Annotated in this window: 13 protein-coding genes and 2 pseudogenes; 2 read left to right on the forward strand and 13 right to left on the reverse strand. The window is 54.8% G+C overall.

The annotated features are described in order from the left end of the window. Positions 1-238 precede the first annotated feature (238 nt). Genes vccD through B2828_RS01580 form a run of 4 tightly spaced genes read right to left on the reverse strand, consistent with a single transcriptional unit; the run spans position 239 to position 6,032 of the window. Positions 239-880, reverse strand: coding sequence for a Verru_Chthon cassette protein D (gene vccD / locus B2828_RS01565; RefSeq protein ID WP_479631919.1), 642 nt, complete (start codon positions 878-880; stop codon positions 239-241). Next, complete coding sequence (gene vccA, locus B2828_RS01570) at positions 877-4,662, reverse strand: Verru_Chthon cassette protein A (RefSeq protein WP_479631920.1); 3,786 nt, start codon at positions 4,660-4,662, stop codon at positions 877-879. The genes vccD and vccA overlap by 4 nt, the downstream gene beginning before the upstream one ends. Further along, positions 4,659-5,681, reverse strand: coding sequence for a Verru_Chthon cassette protein C (gene vccC, locus B2828_RS01575; protein WP_479631921.1), 1,023 nt, complete (start codon positions 5,679-5,681; stop codon positions 4,659-4,661). Before vccC ends, vccA begins: the two co-directional genes overlap by 4 nt. Before the next feature lie 18 nt (positions 5,682-5,699). Further along, positions 5,700-6,032: a hypothetical protein gene (locus B2828_RS01580; RefSeq protein WP_479631922.1), complete on the reverse strand. Its 333-nt coding sequence runs from the start codon at positions 6,030-6,032 to the stop codon at positions 5,700-5,702. Here B2828_RS01580 and B2828_RS01585 point away from each other — a divergent pair. Further along, positions 6,031-6,267 carry a hypothetical protein gene (locus B2828_RS01585; RefSeq protein WP_479631923.1) on the forward strand — a complete coding sequence of 79 codons (237 nt, stop codon included), beginning with the start codon at positions 6,031-6,033 and terminating at the stop codon, positions 6,265-6,267. The genes B2828_RS01580 and B2828_RS01585 overlap by 2 nt on opposite strands. 42 nt (positions 6,268-6,309) lie before the next feature. Here the strand turns inward: B2828_RS01585 and B2828_RS01590 are convergent, their stop codons facing one another. Further along, a complete protein-coding gene (locus tag B2828_RS01590) occupies positions 6,310-7,263 on the reverse strand; it encodes an IS481 family transposase (RefSeq protein ID WP_479631924.1) in 954 nt (317 codons plus the stop codon). A gap of 208 nt (positions 7,264-7,471) precedes the next feature. On the opposite strand from B2828_RS01590, the gene B2828_RS01595 reads away from it, so the two are divergent. After that, positions 7,472-8,563, forward strand: coding sequence for a LacI family DNA-binding transcriptional regulator (locus B2828_RS01595; RefSeq protein ID WP_479631925.1), 1,092 nt, complete (start codon positions 7,472-7,474; stop codon positions 8,561-8,563). Between the two features lie 82 nt (positions 8,564-8,645). On the opposite strand, the gene B2828_RS01600 is transcribed toward B2828_RS01595, so the two are convergent. From B2828_RS01600 to B2828_RS01635, 8 genes and pseudogenes are all read right to left on the reverse strand, one after another. Continuing rightward, positions 8,646-11,303: an autotransporter-associated beta strand repeat-containing protein gene (locus B2828_RS01600; protein WP_479631926.1), complete on the reverse strand. Its 2,658-nt coding sequence runs from the start codon at positions 11,301-11,303 to the stop codon at positions 8,646-8,648. Between the two features lie 274 nt (positions 11,304-11,577). After that, positions 11,578-14,406: a sugar-binding protein gene (locus B2828_RS01605; protein WP_479631927.1), complete on the reverse strand. Its 2,829-nt coding sequence runs from the start codon at positions 14,404-14,406 to the stop codon at positions 11,578-11,580. A gap of 430 nt (positions 14,407-14,836) precedes the next feature. Further along, positions 14,837-15,190, reverse strand: a pseudogene (gene tnpA / locus B2828_RS01610) (IS200/IS605 family transposase); the annotation flags it as partial. Positions 15,191-15,306: 116 nt separating this feature from the next. Next, a pseudogene (locus tag B2828_RS01615) lies at positions 15,307-16,701 on the reverse strand (GH1 family beta-glucosidase). 89 nt (positions 16,702-16,790) lie between these two features. Then, positions 16,791-18,167: an MFS transporter gene (locus B2828_RS01620; RefSeq protein ID WP_479631928.1), complete on the reverse strand. Its 1,377-nt coding sequence runs from the start codon at positions 18,165-18,167 to the stop codon at positions 16,791-16,793. A 48-nt stretch (positions 18,168-18,215) separates the two neighbouring features. Then, entirely contained in the window at positions 18,216-19,028 is an 813-nt protein-coding gene (locus B2828_RS01625) for a sugar phosphate isomerase/epimerase family protein (RefSeq protein ID WP_479631929.1), read from the reverse strand. Positions 19,029-19,050: 22 nt separating this feature from the next. Beyond that, complete coding sequence (locus B2828_RS01630) at positions 19,051-20,103, reverse strand: hydroxyacid dehydrogenase (RefSeq protein ID WP_479631930.1); 1,053 nt, start codon at positions 20,101-20,103, stop codon at positions 19,051-19,053. Positions 20,104-20,303: 200 nt separating this feature from the next. Further along, positions 20,304-21,371: a substrate-binding domain-containing protein gene (locus B2828_RS01635; RefSeq protein WP_479631931.1), complete on the reverse strand. Its 1,068-nt coding sequence runs from the start codon at positions 21,369-21,371 to the stop codon at positions 20,304-20,306. Positions 21,372-21,424: the final 53 nt, after the last annotated feature.

Consider the following 21,424-nt stretch of genomic DNA (forward strand, 5'->3'; position numbering starts at 1 on the left):
GGGGTAACCTGTCCGCGGGTTCGAATCCCGCCCCTTCCGCCATTTATTTATCAGCTTTCCACGGGCGATTCGCTATCTTCGGAATTCCTCGCATCAAAGAGGCCACTTAACCTTTTTTGACGAACTGGCGATTGATGGCGCCTTTCACCTTTTAGAGCCGCGATACTCCCTACGTTTCCCGCAAGGAGGCAGAAGGAAGATGAATGCGGCACGGAAAAGGAGTGCGGGCATTTTACGGCTACGGACGAACAGTGTTGGTGCGTCCGGTCATCGGGTCGATGACAATAGTGAGGAAATTTCCCCCTTCAGACACTTTTTTGCCCTGTTCGAGGATGAGCGTCAGAAACAGATTCGTTAGTGGGAGATTGGTGGAGCCGCTTGGCCTAAACCAAAATGAGCGGTAGGCATAGTTGAGTCCATAGGTCGGGATGGAGTCTGATGGCGACGGCGTCTTTTCGTCCAGATACGTGGGATCCAACAGTGACGATTCTGTTGCTATGCTTGAACAGATCACCGGATTGCCAAAGTAGACCGGTTTGGTCAGGGCGATTGAGTTGGTATCGTTGATGAGAAAGATTTGAAAAGCGCGGTAAGTTGATGGGGACCCGGTGGATGCAGCTCCGTAGCCGGGAAGTTTGTAAATCCGGACTTCCACAGGGAGACTTCTCGAGATGGCCGTTTGGCGGGCATAGTTCAGATAATCGACCACTGCGCTGCCTGATGAATTGAGGCGCGACGAGCGCATGTTTTGCGTAACTGCCGGCGTGCAGAGTGCCACAAGAACGCCCATGATGGCTACGACCAGGGTCAATTCAAGCAGGCTGAACCCGTGATGGCGAGAACGCTGGTCGCCGCGATGAAATGGAGGCTGAGTCCTCATGGAGCAAACTGCTTGGCTTCAACGACGCGGGTTTTGTAATAGCTGCTGATCGGTGTGCTAAGGCCAGGCTGGCCGGCGTAGTCGGGGATGGTGTCGTTGGGATCAATGTAACGCTCAACGGTTTGGAAGCCGCGGTATTCTCCCGCAATCTTGTCTTTGTTTTCATCCCAGACTTGAGGATCGGTTCCGCGCAGTTTTTGCAGCGACTGCGCGCGATAGTGGATCGTAAAGGTGTTGGACTTCGTCGTCAGGCGCGGGTAGATCGTCGTGTAGGGCCGCTCCAGTGTATTGTCTCCGGTGAGCTTATGGCTGGCCCAATAACTGTCCATGTTCGCCCGGGTCGGGTTGGCCAGGGTGGAAGCCGGGGCATCCGCCGGTACCAAATCGATGGAGCAAATCTCGCTTGCGGAGCGGAAGATGTCCTTGTTGGTCTCAAATCGGGTCGTGAACTGTTTGAGCGTGGCGTCTGGATCAATCGACTGCTTAAATGCATTGGCGGTATAATTGCCCGCCCAGCTATTGGAGGGGATGCCGTTGCCCGTTGTAATCGTCTTGTAAGTGGTTCCGCTTGTATCGGGAATGGAGGTGATCTTTTCCGATTTAAAAATAGCCCGCAGCCCGGCGTCGCGATGGATGTAGGTAAAGGGGATGATCTGGTAATTCATGTTGATCCTCCCGGCCGTGGAGAGCGGCTCGCTGATGGCATAGGGCTCCACCACCGGCATATTAAAGAGATCCATAAAGAGATGATCCGGCGGGTTACTCAACCCGGGATGACCGGACGGGCCTGGGCGGAAAAGCAGAGTTTGCCAGGGTTTGTTGGAATAGACGCCGCTGGAGAGTGAGCCGAACATGCCTGGCGATGGAATCATGCGGTTGGGCGAGAAGAGGCTCGATCCCGGCAAATTATCTGCCCTGGTATAGTCCAGCGCATAATAAGGGTAAAAAATCTGCGTCCCGTTCATGTGTCCCTCATCGCCTTCATCCGCTTTGTTGATGTAAGGGCCGTCGCGCAGGTTTGCAATGCCATTATCCCAATCCGCAGCCACACCATTGATTTGGGTTACGCCATTGGGCGACGGGTTATCGGTTTCCCTGGTCGATCCAACGGAGCTACTGTCATACACCGTGGTGGAAGCGCTGGTCTGGTCATTGATCTTGTTGACCCGATAAGTGATGCCAGACACCGTGAAGTTAGCATAGCTCCCAGGATAATTGGGGTAGCTCACATTGACCAGTTTGCCAGAGGTCGCTCCATAGAGATAATAACCGATTCCATCCTTTAAGTTGTGGGCAAATTGGTATTGGGTTCCGGTATAGAGTGGATGGGGAGCAAAGAGCGCATTGGGCGGCTGTTTTTGCGCCGCGATCAACCGCATATCCCCCGGCGTGGCAATGACAGATCGCACCACGTCGGCGCTGCAAATGCTAGGCAGTTTTTCATTGGCCGTTAGGCGCCCGCCGCTGAATACCTGAAAATTGCACGGATACAAGCCCGTCAGTACCGGAGCGACCTGGGGCACCGGGAAATCCTGATTCGGAAAATTCAATGTAACTGTCTGCAACACGGGCGACGCAACTTTGTTGCCCGAGCTATCCTTGCGATAAAATTTTACGGTAATATCGCCGCCCTTGAAGGAAAAAACTCCGCCCGCGGGAAAATCCTGAGGTTGACTCGCTGAGGCCGTTGAGCCGGTTAGGTTGCTGACCAAGGGATAGGTCGCGTTGATGAACGCGCGATAATAGTGCCAGCCTCCATAGAAGCTCAGGTGCGTATAGTTGGCGGTACTGGGAGTAAGCGTTGCCAAGGCAGGAAACCCCATGCCGATGCCGCTGGCGCCCGATGCGTCCCACTTGAAATTCTGGGCTCCTTCCACGTCGATGCAATACCACGGTTTGTTGAGCACCTGTCCCAGCGAGGGATCGAACACCGATATGAACAGCCCGGCTTGCACGCGCACTTTTCCGGGCAGCACCGTGGAGTTGGTCCCGCCGATGAAGTGCAAAACCGCCCCTTGTACCGTGGGGAATCGGCCAAACCCTCGGGTGCTGGTGGTGGTGTCTTCAATCGGCACTACTTGGCCAATGCCGGGGAAAGCGGTGTTCCCACTCACCAAGTTTTTGGTATATTCGCCGGTCCACGAGGTGCCCGTTGTCCCGGCAAGCCCCGATCCCCAAAGGCTGCTGTCGCGCAGATTGGTGCAGCGGATGTAATCGAACATTTCGGTCAGGATCTGGTCGCGATCCGTCACGGTGCTATTCCCGGGGTATTTGTTGAGAAAATTGTTTCCAAAGCCGGGAATGTCCTGGGTGGTCAAGGTGCGCAGGTATTCGAGCAGAGTGCGGTTCCGCGATATCTGATCGAGATCATTGGTCGGGTGGTTGGGGTCCATCCGTTGGAAGTAATAGCCGTTGCCGTGGATGGTGGAGCAAAACGCGATCAACTTGTCATAAGGGGTTGTTTGCTGCACCCCCGAGCTGGCGTCCAAGGTAATGGGCCACATCGAGACACGCGGCTTGTTGAAGAGATTGAGATCCGGCGCGCGGCTGCTTGCTGTAAGGAAGAACTTGGCTCGCGACAAGGTATCTTTGTTGAGGATGGTGGCGGTGGATGGATCGTTGCCGGTAGCCGTGGGATCGTTCAAATTCCGCTCCGTTCCGGAAGTGAGGGTGGGTTTGAAAGCCAACTCGTCCACGCTGGTATAGAGACGATCCGAATCTGGCACGATCGGGGTCGGCGCGGGGGAGACATTGGCCGTGGTGCTCGTGCCGCAGAGCGAGCCGCCGTCTTTCACTCTAGGGGCAATTCCGTAGAGCTTCGATGCCCACTCCTGGTCACTCGTGCCATTCGGTTTTTTGAGCACCGAGGAGAGGCACGTCATCGCCGGATGCCCCGGGTAGCGCTGATACTCCTTTTGGACCGGCTGGCATTGGGCTTGCGCCCAATCATCCAACGAATAGGCGCGAGGAATGTCTGTATAGGTGCCTTCTGCAGCGGTGTTGATGTTAATCTTACAACTTTCATCGTCCGCCCAAAAAGCAATTCGGCCGGTGATCGGGTTTGCAGACGAGGCGCCCGGCACTGTCACTGTGTTGGCGATCCCGCCAGAGGTCGGCGCCACAATCTGGCCATCCTGCAACACATACAGCCATTTGACCGGCATGGGCACGGGGTTGGGATTCGAACCCGTCGCCACGGGGGCATCTTTGATGTAGAATCCGTCAATAGCCGCCGCTGATCCCGAGCCGTAAGTCGTACCGGATACCGCCGGAGAAAGCGTCGAGCCCGCAACCATGTTATTTCCGTCCACAATTGGATAAATGATGCTGGTGCCTGTGCTCGACACCAAGCGAAGGGGCTGATTCAGATCGGTGAATAGTGCCTTTTGGGTTTGCCAGCCATTCGGCCCCGACGGAATGGTATTATCCGTGGCATCATAGGCGAAGGCGCCGGAACCGGTCATATCCGTCCACGAGTAAAGGCGGTAATATTTGGCGGCGTGTCCCGTGGTGTCGTAGGTGCGGATTATTCCCGGCTGGGAGGCCCAGGCCAGAGTAGAGCCTGCACTGTCCACGCCCTGGCATGCCTGGGAAATTTGAGCGGTGACAAAGTTCACGGCGGTTTGGCCCAGCAGTTTTGCATTCGTGCCCTGAGAATAGACTTTGGATGACTGCAATTCCGTGCTGACGCTGGTAAAAAACGCCATGACCAGAGCGGCCAAAAAGACGAGGCTCGCAAGAACCAAGACCAAGGCGATACCTTGAGAAGAGTTCTTTTTCATAGATTACTCCATTTTGAGTTGCGGAGCGCCACTGTTGTCCGGAAGACACGAAAATTAATATGTCGCGAACTCAGGGTCTTCTGTAGAGAATCCAGATCGTTTTCAAGAGAAGACGGGATCTGAAACAAGCCTTTCAGTCCAAAATCCGGAGCCGACGCTGTGGTGCACAACCGGATCGCCGAAGGCTCATCAATGGTCACCAGGATGACCTCTACCAAAGGGGGAAGTTGATGGTTGGTTTCCGTTTGGGAGGCGGATGCCGTCGGCGCCGAGCCGCCACGGCTGTCATACTCAAAGCTGTCGGCGGTCAGGTCGGCTTCTTGGGCATCTTTGGGGAGAAACACCAAAGCCACAACGTTATCGGCAATCTGCCGAACCGCCGGAGCGGAAGAGGAGATCGGCCCGGTAAACCACTTGGTGGAAGCCGTGTCGCTGTAGATTTCCAGGTTTTCACTCGGCTGCAAAAACTGAACCAGCCGGAAGCGGTATTGATACGGCGGTGGGTTGGGCAGGGTCGCAAGAAAGGCTGGCCGTGACGAATCCTTGTCGTAAGTGACGTAATATCCGCAGGCGTTCAAAAGCGTATTCATATTTTGATACGCCGTTGTGCCGCTGTAACCCGCGGGAGTCTGGAAAAAAATGGAATGAGAGACCTGGCCTGTCACAAGCTCCTTGCCCGAGATGAATTGGAGATCGGAATAACGGCCGTAGTTTGCGGGCATAAACGTGGAGGCATTGCTTTCTGTTCTCCGGTTGCCGCTGGTATCATAGTAATCGTAATAAACATTGAGAGTTGCCTGAGAGATGTTTTGGATAATCGTTTCAAAGGCAGCCCGCGATTTTTGGAATGCCTCTATTTTGCTGCTGGTGCTTTTCCAGGCATTGGCGGCCTGCTGGGTAATGCCAAAGACGATCAACAAGATGACCATCAAAACGCTGAGGGCCACCATCAACTCGACTGTGGTAAAGGCAACCGCCGAGCGATTCCTTCTACTCCTGATGATCGATAGGGGAGTCATATCAGATCATGACGAGCATTAGCTCCGCGGAACAATGATAAAATACTTGCTGAATTCACCCGGATGAGCCCGGTTTTCAATCATGATGGGCACGGTCTTTCCCGCGGTTTTCTCCACCAATTCCGTGTTCAGATCCGTCGGTGAATTCACGGTAACAGTATAGATCCTCTCGCCGAAATTGCCGCTGGTCACCTTACAGCCTTCCTGGTTGTAGTAATAGGTTGCCGGGCCTAGATTGTTATAGTCAGTTCGCAGGATCTCGCTGCTGACATTCTGCACAATGGTGGTCTCCACCGTCAGATTCATGGCTTTTCTAAAGGTGCCCAACCCCGAAGGGATCAAGCCGATCATGCTTACCATCGCAAAGGAGACAACCCCGATTGCCAGCACCGTTTCCAAAAGGGTGAATGCTGCTTTCCGAGTGGTGTTCTTCCGAAAGTTAAACGATGAGGGGGTGGCCATTGACGCGAAATTAGAACTGGCGGGGGTGGAAAAGGCCGGGTTTAAGATAGCTGATCCTGGAGATCTTGGGTTACGGTTTGAATCTACGGCAGAGAACGAAGATGCTCAACTTTTGAGGAGTTAAACAGTTAACCAGAAGCCCAAACAATCAAGCGTAAATTTCACGCTAGATGTGGAGTGTCAACAGGTTGTCCTGAGATGAGGGCAGCCTGGAGACTGGAGGAAGATAATTAAGAGCGGAGTGAGGTCTGTGCCAGTTGTAGAAGTGAAGGAACTCAGGCAAGCGGGCTTCTCGGAGGCTTGAGTGGTGGTAAGAGCGTGCGTAAGCCCACTCGCGCAGCGAAGTTTGTATGAAGCGCTCGGCCTTGCCGTTGGTCTTTGGGGTGTAGGGCCTAGTGCGGACATGGCGCAGGCCAAGGCAGCGGAGGTAAGCGGCGAAGTTTTTGGAGATGTAGCAAGGCCCGTTGTCGCTCATGATGCGCTGAGCCTTGATGCCCAGAGCGGCGAAGTAATCCAAAGCAGATTGAAGGAAGTTGATGGCGCTCTGAGCACTCTCATCGGGCATGATTTTGGCAAAGGCGATGCGGGAAGCATCGTCGATGGCGACATGAACGAACTCCCAACCAGCGCCCCGAAGATGATCGCGCTGACGGTCGCCGGTAATACGGTGGCCGACGCGCTCGATACGGGCGAGCTTCTTGATATCGGTGTGGATGAGTTCGCCGGGATAAAGGCGCTCGTAGCGGCGTACAGGAGGCGGCGGATCAAGCAGCGAAAGGCGATGGAGGTTGTGAGCGCGAAGGATGCGCGAGACGGTGGCTTTGGAGAGACCGGTCTGACGGGCGATCTGGAAGCCGGGCATGCGCAGCTTGCGAAGGGAAAGCACCGTGGCGACCTGTGCTGGAGGCGTTTGCCTGGGGCTGGAGTGAGGCCGCGAAGATCGATCCTGTAGCCCAGGGAGCCCCTCGGCCCGATACCGGGCCAGCCACTTCCGGGCGCTTCGTTCGCATACTCCAAAGGAGGCCGCGGCCTCCTTTGGAGTATGCCCTCCTTGGATGATGGAATGCACAAGCTCTTCTCGACGGCACGGCAGTAACCGTGCATTGCTATGGATGTTCATGCGGCGGGATTTGGGTCGCTGTTTGTTTTGCAACTCCAGTCTCCCAGCTTCTGTCCGCATGGACAACCTATTGAAACATCACATCTAGATCCTTGCGTATGCCGCAAAAGACGCGCTGCGATACTGCCGGAAAAACATCCGTTCGAATCATTGAGTTAAAGGTTAACTTTCTTTTGAGAACGGGGGGGCTCGTGTATAGTGCATCACGATGAGCAACCCCCATACCATTCGCCAGATTGCGACGGCAGCAGGCGTATCCATTGCCACGGTCTCACTGGCACTTCGCAATCATCCGAGAATTTCCGAGGCGACCCGCCAGCGTGTGCTGAAAGTGGCCAAAGAGCAGGGATATACGCCTGATCCCCTTGTCTCGACCCTGATGAACAAACTTCGGACATCCCGCGTGAATCGGAACGCCGAAAAAATCGCTTACATGACCTTCTGGGACACTCCTGACGAATGGCGTCAGAATTACAACGACTTTGCCTACTTTACGGGAGCCTGCGAACGGGCCGCACAGACGGGCTACGAGATCGAGCACTTTTGGGCAAGAGAACCCGGTATCTCCAGCGCCCGCCTAAGCCGTATTCTTTATACCCGGGGGATTCGGGGCATTGTTTTTGCACCGTTCCATCGTCCCAATGGCCATCTTTCGCTCGACTGGAAATATTTCGCATGCTCTGCATTGGGGTTCTCCATTCTCCGGCCCTGCTTACACCGAACCAGCCATTATTATCAGGAGGGGATGAAGCTCTCCTTGAGAATGCTCAAGCGCCACTGCTACAAACGCATCGGCTTTGCCAACTTTACCGTCTTTGACAAACGCGCGCAGCATGGCTGGCTTTCCGGTTATCTGGTTTACATGAATCAACTGCCGTTGAAGCGACAGATTCCGCCACTATTAGTGCCTGCAGATAGAACCAAAGGCATTCAAACGTTCCCGAAATCGCCCGAGATTCGCAGGCAGGCTCTGACGCCCAATCTTTTCTGGAATCCGGAGTCTTTTTACAATTGGCTGGACCAATATCAGCCGGATGTGGTTATCAGTAATACCATTCACCCTCTCGCGTTTATGAAAGAGCGGGGAATCCGTGTTCCGGAAGACATCGGATTTGCATCCCTTGATCGCGTTTTGGATACAGACCCATGGGCGGGTGTTAACCAACGGCCCAAGAACATCGGCGGCGCCGCGGTAGACCTCGTGGCTAGCCAATTGCAAAACAATGAATATGGCCTGCCGCCCCAAGCCAAATACGTGATGCTGGAAGGGACTTGGGAAGACGGCCCCACCATTCGCTGATCGGCGGCAGGCCCTGCGTGGAACGACAATAAAGGCTGAAGAGTTGCCCCGAACATCCTCAGCCTTATCCCCGTTTTGGAAGTCAAGACTCCCGGCGGCGCAAGGTCTGAGCCCCGATCAGCATCCCGAAACCGGAAGCAATCATGGCCCAAGTGGATGGCTCGGGCACGACCGTGAACTCCAAGGTGCTGGCGCTGGAGCCTGTTCCGAACGCGCTGATGGTATCGTCGACCGCGCTCACATTGATAAGGCTCGAATCGATCAAGGCATATCGGGTTCCGTTTAAGACCACATCCGTGGAATCTACCGTACCGTCGCTATCGACTACGTAGTAGGTCAACTGGGCATTTTCATAAGCCGCCAGCAGCGACGCGCCGGAAAGGCCCTCCACATAGAAAGACCCTTCGAACTTGGCCCCCGCGCTGGAGGCGAGCGTGGCAGTGTCGAGCGAGGAGAAATAGATGCTGATGTGGTTGGAACTCGAGAGATTCAGCCCGCCGCTGGATTGGGTAATGTGGAGAACATCATTAAGGCTGTTAACGGAGTTCGCGTAATTGGGAGTCGCCTGGGCGAGTTCGAAGGCAAAGGAGAGGCTGTTGCCAACCTCCAGCGACGAAGCGGTAAGGATGCCCGGGCTGTTGCCGGGAGAGACCACGCCCGACCCGCTCAGGGTGCCAGTGATCAAGGTGCCCGCGAGGGTGCCGCCAACGGCTACATTGCCGACCTTGCCGGTGCCTTGGAGCGTGGCGCCGGAGACGACATTGACATTGCTGCCGGTGGTTCCGGAAACGGTGAGTGAGCCAGTATTCACCTTGTAGCCGGAGGATGCAATGCTGCTTCCCTTGAGGAAGCTCGCACCGTCGAAGGTGGCCGAACCCAGGAACGTTAGCCCATTGCCGTTGATTGTGGCGCTGGAGACATTGACATTGCCCGAAGCGGTGCCGCTGCCGGAGAGCGTATGGCCACTCTGAACGGTGAAGTCAGAAGTGATCGAGCCATTGTTGGTCACATTGGCATTGAAGGCGCTGGCCGCCGCCGTGGCCCCGGAGCCAACGGTGAGATCATTATTAAACGTCAAGCCACCGGAAATGGTTCCACTGTTCATCACCACTCCGCTGAGCGTTCCGGATCCGGCAAGTGTCTTGGTGCTTGCAACCGTGAGATCGGAGGTAATGGTGCCGTTGTTGGTGATGTTGCCATTGAACGCGCCGGCCGCCGCCCTGGCGCCGTTGTTGATGGTGACATTGTTATTGAGGGTCAAAGCGCCGGAAATCGTTCCGCTGTTGACCACCGCTCCGTCAATGATGCCGGTGCCCGACAGTGTTGCCCCACTGCCCACCGTCACTGCGCTGTTGGTGGATCGCCCGGTGATATCAAGCCGCCCCTGCGAAATCGTCGTCGTCCCGCTGTACGTATTGCTCGCGGAGAGAACCGTCACCCCAGACCCGCTTTGGACGAACGCCCCAGTACCGGAAATGATACCGGAAAGCGTGTTAGTCCCGCTGGCAATGGCCGAGATCGCTCCACTATTGGCGATGGCTGCTCCAAGGGAACCGCCATTCGCCTGATTGAGCGCCAGCGTGGCTCCCGAGGAGACGGTCACGTTGGCGCTATTGATCGAGCCGCTGGTTCCATTGCCAATTTGCAACGTGCCGTTGCTGACCGCTGTCGAGCCGGTATAACTGTTGGTTCCGGCGAGAATGATGGTGCCGCCGCCCGAGCCGGTCACGCTGTAGGAACCGCCCGTTTCATAAATGGTGCCGCTGAAGAGAGTGGTGCCACCCGTAGTTGCGGTCAGCGTGATCCCGGTGCCCTGCAGATTGACATTGCCGGAGTAGGTTGCCACACCGCTCGTGATGTTGCTACCTACCACGCGGGTATCGGTGGTGTCAGTGCTGGTCAATATGATATTGTTGGCAATGGTGATGCCACTGGTCCCGATCAGCAGTGCTTGCGTTTCCGCCGTCCCCGCAGATTGCCCCCCCAACTGGATGCCCCAGGCTCCCGACACTGAGGCCGCATTATTGACGACCAAAGCGCCTTTAATGACATTGACCGCACCGCCTCCGTTCAATGCCGTATTGGTGCCGCTCAGCCGGTAAACCGCGCCATTGCTGGACGCGGTATTGCCGATACTGATATTCAGGTAATTACTGGAGCCGTTCTTGGTAATATTGCCGGAAATATCTATCACTGCGGTCGAAGCATAGGAAATGAGGGAGAGAGTGCCGTTAGCCGCATTCGTGTGCTGGATATTTCCCGTAATCGTCAGGCTGCTAAGGGCACCGGTGGTAGTAAATCGCTTTTCAGAAGCTCCAGAGAGATAGATCGTGCTGCTGATGGAAGCCACCGTGTTGCTGCCGGTAGCAATGGTGGTCGCAGAGGCTCCGGAAGACAACGTGATGGGGCCGCCGGAGAAGGTATAGGTTGATGAGCCCGAGTTGCTGGTGCTTGCAGCGATACCGGTATTACCAACAAGCAGGGAAAACGCGGATACCCCGCCCGCATCCACTGTAACCGTTCCGTTATTTCCCCGCAAGAACACAGCAGTTCCACCGGTGACCCAGGCTCCATCTGATCCAGTGGAATCCGAAGTGGATCCCCAGTTGAGGTTTGAACTATTCCAAGTGCCCGTCCCACCAAAAGAACCATCGCTGGCAACCCCGTTGGGATCCCAATAGCCTACCGCCGCTTGCGCCGAAGATCCGTTCCAGAGAACGGCCGCAGCTGCCAGCGCCATAAACATTCTTTGCCATACCGGGGTGTGGGTTGCGCAACCTGCGCGATTGATGGTATCCCATTGTGAGGGAACAGGGGCATTTTTCATAATAGGGGTATTGTTTTGTTTGATAGGAAACGAACGTTTCGGGGAAATGAAGTTGCTTTGAAATTGCTCCTAGCTAATGCAACTCGCAATTCGTATTTAGTTTAATGGTTAACCTATGAAACCGTAGGCGGCAGATAGCGAAAATCGGCGCGAGCAAGAAGATGCCTTTTGTGAGTTTGCCCTCGGATTAATTTTCCACCAGGTGGGCCCGTCCCCACCCTCCCCGATCCCCGGAGTTTTTGGCGGTTCCATTCCACATAAGCTGCTGGGCGCGAGTCGCTCCATTATCGCTATTATCAATGGCAACATCAAATAACATTTCCAGCCCAGGCTCCGCTTTGACGCCAAGAACGCTCCATGGAATGGAGGCTTCCAGAACATACCCGTCACCCGAAACATCCTTGATAACGAGGCTTTGGCATTGGGCGCTTTCTTCCGGGTGATCGGCGATGAAGATCTTCGGCTCCGGGCTTGCTCCCAGAATAATTTGGCGATCACTAAAGACCATCGTCCCGCCTTCCGAAATGTTTTTAGCGCCAATGAACAGCTCGATTCCGTCGCCTTTCCAAAGGGAAGGACCGGGATTCCCGTTGAGCATGGGCGTATGATCCTTGACCTGAATCAGGAAATAGAGCGCTTTATCATCCCAGCATACTCGAAAATCCCCCCGCATATCCTGGTTGGAGTTCCCGAACACCAACCGGCTCGATTCAATGGGTGTCGCGGGACGCCCCGGCCAGTTGGTCGTGGAACCATCAAATTTCATACTGGCCAGCGCGCGCGGAATGGCCACGGTGCGCAAAGCAGAGCCCTTGGCGTTGCTGGCAAAACGGGGATCGTCAAAGGAGAAGGGAGGCACTTTTCCAAGCATCACATCATAAATGCGCTTATGAGTTTGAAGGGCAGCCTTGACTAGTTCCTCGTAGGGCCGATCCGCCACATTGACAAAACCGATATTGTTTCCTTCGCCATTAAGCCCTTCAAACGAGCGCCCCGTAAGGGGTTGATCCAAAAAAGAAAACCATTCCGAGCCCACAACGTACGGCGTTGATGCCGCCTGCTCAACATAGTGACGGTAAGCCAGTCCCCGTTCCTGCTGATTATTGACCTGGATTAGCGTCCCAAGCCCTTGATCCGCAGCGCTGTAATACCATTCACTCAAAATAATCGGACGCTGGCCGCTCCTTTCATAAATCTTTTTTAGAAAATCCATTTCCATCGGATAGGTGTAGTAATTGACACTCACCACATCCAGGTGCTTTCCGGCAATCGTCACCACATCCGCATTGTTCGCAGTGCTGGGAGTCCAGCGGCAGCCGATCAATAAATGGTTCTGGTCATACTTATGGAAGACCCGATCCACCGTCTCAAAGTATGTTTCCAGAAAGAGTCTGAAAAAGGAGCGCATATCATCCGCCGCAGCTTCAGTGCGGACTATGAGCGGCTGTTCCCGGGCTTCATCAAAGCTGGCGAACGGCTTTACGGGATTCCACGCAGCGTTAAAGTTAGCAATCTCGCCATACTTATTCTCCAATAGCTCGACCAGCTTTCTTTTCGAAGGCGACTGGCTGGCCTTGAAGGTAGGCACCCGTTTGGGGACCAGTTCAAAGTGTTGTTCGTTACCCAAAAAATAACCGATCAGGAGAGGATCGTCCGCTTTCGGATAGACTTTGGATTCAAACACTTTTTCCATCGCTGCCCCGATGTTCGGAGCAAAAGGATCAATGCATTCGGCCGCCCCGATTTTTTCCGGCAACATGGGCAGGTTGTTCCATCGGTTGAGCGGCAGACTTAAAACATAGGGAATCCGGGCCGTTTTCATCGCCTCCGTCGGAGGGGTGAAAGCTCCCGTGCTATTGAAGCCCCAGGCGCGTAGGCGTTCGATGCTTTGGGCCGAATACTCCTCGAGCGAGAAAGGCTTGTTATACTTCTGGATCCAGTTTGCGATGAAAAAAGAAACCGTGCTGCCGGACCGCCACGCTGGCCCGAACTTCTCCTTGGGCGGGAGCCACTCGAATGCATTTTCGCGCCCCGCTACAATGGTGGCATCGTCGGCATTGACAGCGCATGTTGCCAGGTGAAAAAACACATTCCCCTCAGGCGTCACCATCACTTTGCGATGGCCTAGATCCTCCACATGAAAAAATCCCGTTTTTTTTAGATGGTATTGCGCGCCGCTGCCCGCCAGCCCCCTAAAGTCATCTTGGGGATAAGCATCAAACTTCCCAAGCAGCGCTTTTTGTTTGGGAATGTCAGCCACGAGTTCCGACACATCTTTGACTTTCTCGGGGAAATCCTTCCGCGCGCTCTGCCCAAAACGCGTTAGTAAAATCTTCCGTTCGGCCTTCGGCTGAGACGCTGCGCTGGGCTCCCCTTCCGCTCCGGGAACAAACGGCGCAAATTTAACCTCAAACGACTTTTGCCCAGGATGAGTCACAAAGGTGAAATTGAAAACACCCGCGAAAACCGGCCAGTTGAAAAACCGATTATCACCCAATTGATGGTAATCGTGCGGCAAGATAATCGAAAGCCCATGGTTCAGCGGGTCCACAATATTAAACCGCGAGGCGTGCGTGCCCTGGATGATCGCCTTCTCCTTGCTTTCCGGAAGCGGCGTCAGCGCTGCCTGGTCGAAAGAAAACCGTCCACCTTGGTTGAACGACATGGGAAAAGTCATCAGCGCCACAAAACCCCAAGCGCCCGTTGGTACACCGTCAAACGAAAACACCACCTTTTGCTCCGCAGGGAAAAGCTCTCCCCTGACATTTGCCCCGGAGGCGTAACTTGCCACAAAGGTATTGCCCTGGACTTCCACAGCCGCTGGTTTTTCACCGCTATAATCCTTCTCGTGTCGACGCAGCGCCGGAACTGGGAAAAAGAACTTGCCCATGCTGCCCGCATCGATCTGGATTCCTCTTTCAGAGACCGCGGTGTTTAACGCTGGCGCTTCGGCACTACAGATAACTTGGGAGATGAATAATACGGCTAATAGGAAAAAACTATGAACAAGTTTCATATCGCGGAGAACGGTTTCGGCTGGAGCGGAGGGAAGAACTCCGAGGGAGCGCCTGCACGATAGGTCTCAAGTAAACCTGCCACAAGGAATAGATTTCGCCGCGATATTAAACAGTTAACTTGCGGTGCCGAGAAACAACATAACTCTCGTTTGGCTAATGATGCATAGGGCGCATGGAAGGCCAAGATATCGATGAGAATGGTCTCGGTGCTAAAAAACCGGAGGAACCTTTGTTTTACGTAAAGATATGGTAGGAATTATTCTCTGACAGAGTATTTCCCATCGCCTCAAAATCGAACGTGGGGGGAACCTCACCGCGGGTTCGAATCCCGCCCCTTCCGCCATTTCCTACTCTGGAAATGACGCTTTTCCGAGAGTTGCGGCAGTTTTTCCGCTCCTCTACGACCGGAAGGTTGAGTTTTTCCTCTGTATCTCGGCCCACCGTGTCCACGAAGAACCCCCGTGCCCAAAAGCTTTGCCCAGCATAATTCCTCTCTCGTTTCAAGAAGTGCCGCGCCACGTGGATGGCGCTCTTGCCCTTGATGTAACCCACCACTGCCGACACCGCCAATTTCGGCGGCACATTAATCAGCATGTGGACGTGATCCGGCATGATATTCCCCTTCTCTTTCCAGCAGCCCTTCTGCTCAGCCGGTTGGTCGAACACTATCCCCAATCTCTTTTTCACCACCTCGTAGAGCTTCTTGCGCCGATACTTCGGGATGAAAATCACGTAATACTTACACTGCCATCTGGTATGGCTTAAACTGTTGTGGTCTTCCATTGTTCGTTTGGTCTTGTGGCTTTGCACGGCTCACCAGACCAGCGAACAGGAAGACTGCATTATAAGTTAAACTCTGTGAGTCCTCCGGCAAAGCCGGAGGGGTTCCTATTGGACTTCTAACTTGTTTGCTGCAAATTTCCCCCATTAGAGGCAATAAGATCGCGGTACCAAAGGGCGGAATCTTTCAACGTGCGCTTCTGGGTTTCGTAATCGACATGAATGAGGCCAAACCGGGGGCGATATCCCTCGGCCCATTCAAAGTTATCCATTAGCGACCAGTAGAAATAGCCTCCGAGCGGGATGCCTTCCAGGGCGGCTCGTTGGAGGCCCGAGAGGTAGCGGCTGATAAAGTCGATTCGCTGGGGATCATGGACCTTCCCGTCCCGCGCAACCCAGTCGGTGATGCAGACCCCGTTTTCCGTGATGACTACCGGGAGCCTCCCATAGCGTTCGGACAGGAAACGGGGCGCCCAATAGAGCGCGCTGTCTTCGAGTTCCAGCTAGCCCAAGGTGCCGACCGGGTTGCCCGGCTGCTTTGGGTGGGAATGGGGTTTGCCGTCCGGATCGCGGGATACCTTGCAGCCGGTGTAGCTGTTAAACCCAATGAAATCGAGCGGCTGACGGATCGTCTCCATATCGCCGGCAGCCACTTTGGGCATCGCTTCTTTGAAATGGGTATAGGCTTCGGCAGGGTACTCGCCGAGGTGGATTGGGTCCGCCCAAATGCCGATGTTGTACACGGAATCGGAGCGGACTCCAAAAAAGACTTCCCTTGCGGCTTCAATATCTGGGAGGCTTTCAGTTGCGGGGACCTGCGCCGTGCTGGCGGAGGCCATACCGATCCTGATTGGGCCGGGGCAGGCGGCCCGCAGGGCTTGCACCGCCGTTCCGTGGGCGATCAAAACATTGTGAACGACGCGCAGGACTTGAGAGATTTCCAGCTTATCGCCCGGCGCGTGCAGGCCTTCGTGGTGTCCCAGGCCGACGAAGCACTGGGGCTCGTTGAGTGTGATCCAGTGTTTGATGCGATCGCCCAGGCGGCTCCCCATCAGGGTGGCGCACTCGCCAAACCATTGGGCGGATTCCCGGTTAAGCCAGCCGCCGCTTTGGTAGAGGCCCAGCGGAAAGTCCCAGTGAAAAAGCGTAAGATACGGTTCGATGCCCGATTCCAGCAAATGATCCACCAGGCGGTCGTAGAAGCCAAGCCCTGCTTCGTTGATTTTCCCAGTACCTTCCGGCACAACCCGAGGCCAGGAGACGGAAAATCGGTAAGCTTTCAGGCCAATGTCCTTCATCAGGCCCACGTCCTCGCGCCAGTGGTGGAAGTGGTCGCAGGCGACTTGGCCATGGTGATTGAGAAAGACGGCTCCTGCTTTTTGGCACATCATGTCCCATACGCTCGGACCTTTGCCCTCCTCATCCCATACGCCTTCGATTTGATAGGCTGCGGTGGCGGCTCCCCAGGCGAATGAGGCAGGGAAAGGACTGGTGTGGGTGTCGGCTGGGATCATGGTAAAGCGGCGTGGGTATTGTATGGGGTACCGAAAAACAAGGATGACGGGATGACTGGTGTGAATTTTTCCTGCGCTACACGCTGAACTTATTCCGGAGCCTTATACCCCGTGGTTCCGCCCAATAGCAAAAACCTCCGGTAAACGATAAGCCCCGTCAACAGCGCCATAAAAGAGAGAATGGAACTTACCAGAAAAATGTGGCGGTAAGTATGCCCTGTATAGTCAAGGATACTCCCCATGATCGGGCTGATGATAATGCACCCTAAACTTGATACAATTCCCGCCGCCGATGAAAATTGAGCAAACCGGTTCTTGGGGAATAGTCGCTGCTGAAGCGAAGCGGTTGCGGTAAGCCAGACTCCGGCGAGGAAACATTGGGGAACCAGAACAACGCCCAACGTGAGGGAATTATGGGAAAAGAACCCGCCCCATAAGGTCACGCCGGTATAGATGACTAGTGTAACCAACGACACTTGCAACGGGTGGAAACGATCCACAAGAACCCCCAGCGGATAGGCCGCTACCAGCGAGAGCAGGAAAGCAACCGCCATCAGTTTGCCGAAGGTATCCATACTCATCCCAACGCTTTGGGCGAAATATACATTAAACAAATTAACCGGCACCAAAGCCATCAGGGATAGTGCAAACGAAACAAAGAACCAGCAGTAATAGCCGTTGCCAAAGCTCTCCAAAAAATACGTCTTGGTGGCGCCAAATACCCCCGTCAAGGCGCTTTCTTCCGCTACCGGAGGCGGAGGATATTCACCCTCTTTAACCTTGAGGCACATAACACTAAAGGCGATTCCGTAAAGCAGCCCAAGACCGAGGAATATCACGAGGGAATGGCTCTCGATTTTCCCCATCATCCAGTAGCTGAACAAGATACCCGCGACGAGGCTGATGGCCCTAAAAGCTCCGAAAAACCGCCCCAGCATCGACTCTGGAACAACGTCGTTGATCAGCCCTCCGAAAACGGCGTTCACAATCGTGCTGGCCCCGGCAAAGAGCGTCCACAAAATGGAATAAAGGATTAGAATCGTGGAATTGAGCCCGGGAGAGTAGCTCCCCAGCATGGCATGAAAAACCGCCGCGATTTGTGGGCAATAAGCCAGGCCGACCATGGAAATAACCGCCACCGGGGTTGGCGCAAAGAGGTAGGGAATACGACGCCCCCATCGGCCTCTGTGGCGATCCGACTTGTAACTAATGACAGGCCCCAAGAGCATGCCGATAACGGAGGGAACCGAACCGATCAAGAACCCAACCAGCGTGTCTGGCGCACCGTGGCTTTTAAACAGAATCTGCATCAAAGGCGGGGTAGCCCGTTCTTTGATTGACCAGACAAAGTCCCCCCAGAGCAGCCAGCAAAACAAGGTCAATATCCCGGCGGTCGTATAGGTAAGGGTGCCTACCGTCCATAATTTTTTTGTCGGTATGGGTTTTGGGGGGTGGATGGCGTTCATCTGGGAAGGTGGGTGGAACAAATGGTTTTCCAGGAAAAATCAACGGCTCTATCGCCGCGGCTCTTCGGGTCGGAATATACGGCAAAAGTCCATAAGAGCAGTATGGATTGAGGCAAGTTCCGGGTGCCACAATTTTTCCCATTCCAGCGAAATACCGCCTGCATAGGGCGCTCGGGAAAGCGTCTCCAATAAAGCACTCGTTGGGTAATCGCCCTTTCCCGGGGGAACATAGCTGAATGCTTCGGCGGTGTTGTGAACCCCGACGCTATCCTTATAGTGGATATGGGCAACCCATTCACCGATTTGCCGCCAGGTTTGCTCGGGATGCTCCCCCGCAAAACGCCAAGTGTGATGGGCATCCCATAGAAGTCCCAGCGGGACATCCAATCGGTTGTTCAACGCCAGGCAACGTTCGGCTGATGAAAAAATATCGTGCGTTTCCAGCAGCAATTTGCAACGCCATCTCTTTTGGGCGAATGTCTGGCGGATTTGGCAAACCCAATGAGCCATTTGGTCCAGCTGCTTGCTGGAGAGCGCCTCGCCCAGTTCCTCACCTCCGCGGCCAAAGACTCGCAGGTAGGGAGTATGCAACCGCTCGGCCAGTTCTGCAAAACGGTAAAAGTCTTCGACCTCCTTCGCCCCGGCCGTCAGCAAGCAGAGCGAGGTGTCAAGCACAAGGATCGGTACCGGTGCGGCGGGAAGCGGATGCCTTTCGAAATACACCGGGAGGTCAAGGCTTCCCTCCAGGGAGCGTAATTCGAGAAATTTAAGCCCGAACTGGCGGGCCAACCGGTTCGAGTCCAATAATGAATCCAAGGGATTGCCAAGGGTGGAGAATCCCAGGGAGAGCCGTTGATTCATAGATCGAACAATCAAGCCCGCTTTAGGTTGCCCAATCAAATTGCTGAAGCGAGATGACCGCTTCGAGCGGTTCACCATTGAAGAAACGCTGAAGATTTCGCTCGGCAAAGGCCGCGCATTTCGGCAGGCGATCATACGTCGGGCCGCCGATATGAGGCGATAGAACAGCGTCGGGGATGGCTAATAGAGGGGATTGATGCGGCAGCGGTTCCTCCCGAAAAACATCCAAGGCAATCCGGATTTTCCCAGCCTTCGCCAATCGGATCAGGGCCTCTTCATCCACGACCCCGCCGCGTCCGACATTCACAAACAGCGCGTGTTCAGGCAAAAGCTCAAGGATTTCGGCAGATACGGAATCTTTCGATTTTGGCGTGAGCCCCTCGCATTCTACGAGGATGCCGCAGTTGGAAAACAAGTCATGCAATGATTTACTGGGTGTTACGCCATATTCCTGCATAAACGAGGCCGGAACGCCTTCCGAATAGGCCGAGATCGTCGCGCCAAAAGGCTGCAATAGCTTCACCAGATTTTGCGCCACCGCGCCGAAGCCATGGATCCCCACATGCTGCTCAACCAACGAACGGGTGGGCATGGTAAGACGGTATTCCGTCTGCTTTTCAAACGGGCTCATAAAACACCCTCTCCAACGGGGCGCATGGCGCAGAAGCGATAAGATGAGCAGCAGCGCGTGCTCCGCCACGGAAATCGCGGCGATGCGGCCCCAGTTGGTAACCATCACGCCGCGCTCCAGCAGTTCCCGCGGCACGACGTGACGCACGGACCCGGTCAAGTGGCAGACATATTTCAGTTTCAACTCCGGATCTTGAACATAATCCAAGGGCAATGCGGGGGTATGCCAGCTTGATACGACAACGGTCGGCTGGACTGATTTAAGCATATCGGCCCAGGCTTCAGCTGAGCATTCCGAGGGGTTGAAATGCACTAGTTTCCCGGGAAGCCGCACCGGGCTTTCGTTGGGGAAAAACAGCTTTCTCTCGATCTCGGACAGGCACACCAAAACGGCGCTGGCACAGGTGGGACTCTGGCAATCGGCCTTGGAAACTAAAGCACTCATGTTTAGCATCTACTGTATAGTAGCATTCGTTAAAAACAAGGCAAATCGCTCGCGGACGATCAAGCCATGGCGTGCTTAATGGGAAAAAACGCCTGTTTCAACGGAGAACTTTGCCATCAATACTCTTGATGGCAGAAAATTCGAGCCGAGGCCGGGGTCACGGCGCTGGAGGGGGTGCAACCTACACTATCGCAGAGCTGCTAGGTGCTCTGGCGGGCGATAACGTAAGGACGACTCCAAAGCCTGATGGTTTTCGAATCATCCGTGGAATGCTGCGCAATCAGTTTCACGGCTTCCCTGATGTCTTCCGGCAACGGAATACGGACACAACTGATCTGCGGGAAAATCCGCCCGGCGATCGTTTGGTCGTCTTCCACACTAATCACTCGGACGTCCTCCGGAATCCTTAGGCCCGCTGCAAGCGCGGCTTGGACCAGGCAGGCCGCGGCCCAGGCATCCACGCAATAAATTCCGTCGCCGGTAAATTCGCCGGATTTGAAATAGGACTTCAACGCCTCGTAGCAAGCCGGTGCATTGCGCATGGTGGGCAGCGTCTGATCAATAATGTTTTTCTGAATGACCGGCAGCTTTTTTTCGCCCATCCACTGGATATATTCCGCCTGCCGCGAGGCATAAGTCGCCCACTCGCTACTGCCAAAAAAGCCGATCCTGCGGCAACCCTTCTCCAGGAGATGATCTAGAGCCATGCGGGAAATATCGCGTTCCCGGTGCAATAAGGCATGCACTCCCTGGAGGTAGCCTAGATGAGTGTCAGATCCGTAGAAGAACGTCGGAACGTTTTGGCTCTGAACGCCATGGATGACATCAATACATTTGGAAATATCCCGGATAAAAAGCGTTCCCGCCAAGCGTGGAAAAATATGCCGGATATCCGGCACGCAGGACCGGAGGTCATCCACCACCAGTTCCTGCCATTGGAGTTCAGGAAAGAGCCGCGCCATGGGGGTCAGCCGCCCGATGACGGAGTAGTCCGCCTCGCTGGTCACGAGCAGAATGAGCTTATTGCGGGCCAGGGGAGCCACGAAGGTCCCCTTGCGGTGCAGCTTGTAGAGCAACCCTTCTTCGGTAAGCTGGTTGACCGCCTTGCGCGCCGTGGCGACGTTGACCTGAAACCGCTCGCAAAGCTCCATTTCGGAAAGGAACGGCATATGCGGTTTAAAGCGCTCTTCCGCAAGCATGCTGCGCAGCTCCTCCTCGATCCTTCTGTAAATTGGGATTTTGGGAGAAACTCGATTGGCGGTGCGCATACCTGTTCTAGTGTGCCTTTTTGGGCCCGCTCGTCAAACGCAATGCACAGGGG

Source organism: Spartobacteria bacterium UBA695 (assembly GCA_002298145.1).
Taxonomy (GTDB): Bacteria; Verrucomicrobiota; Verrucomicrobiia; order Chthoniobacterales; family Chthoniobacteraceae; genus UBA695.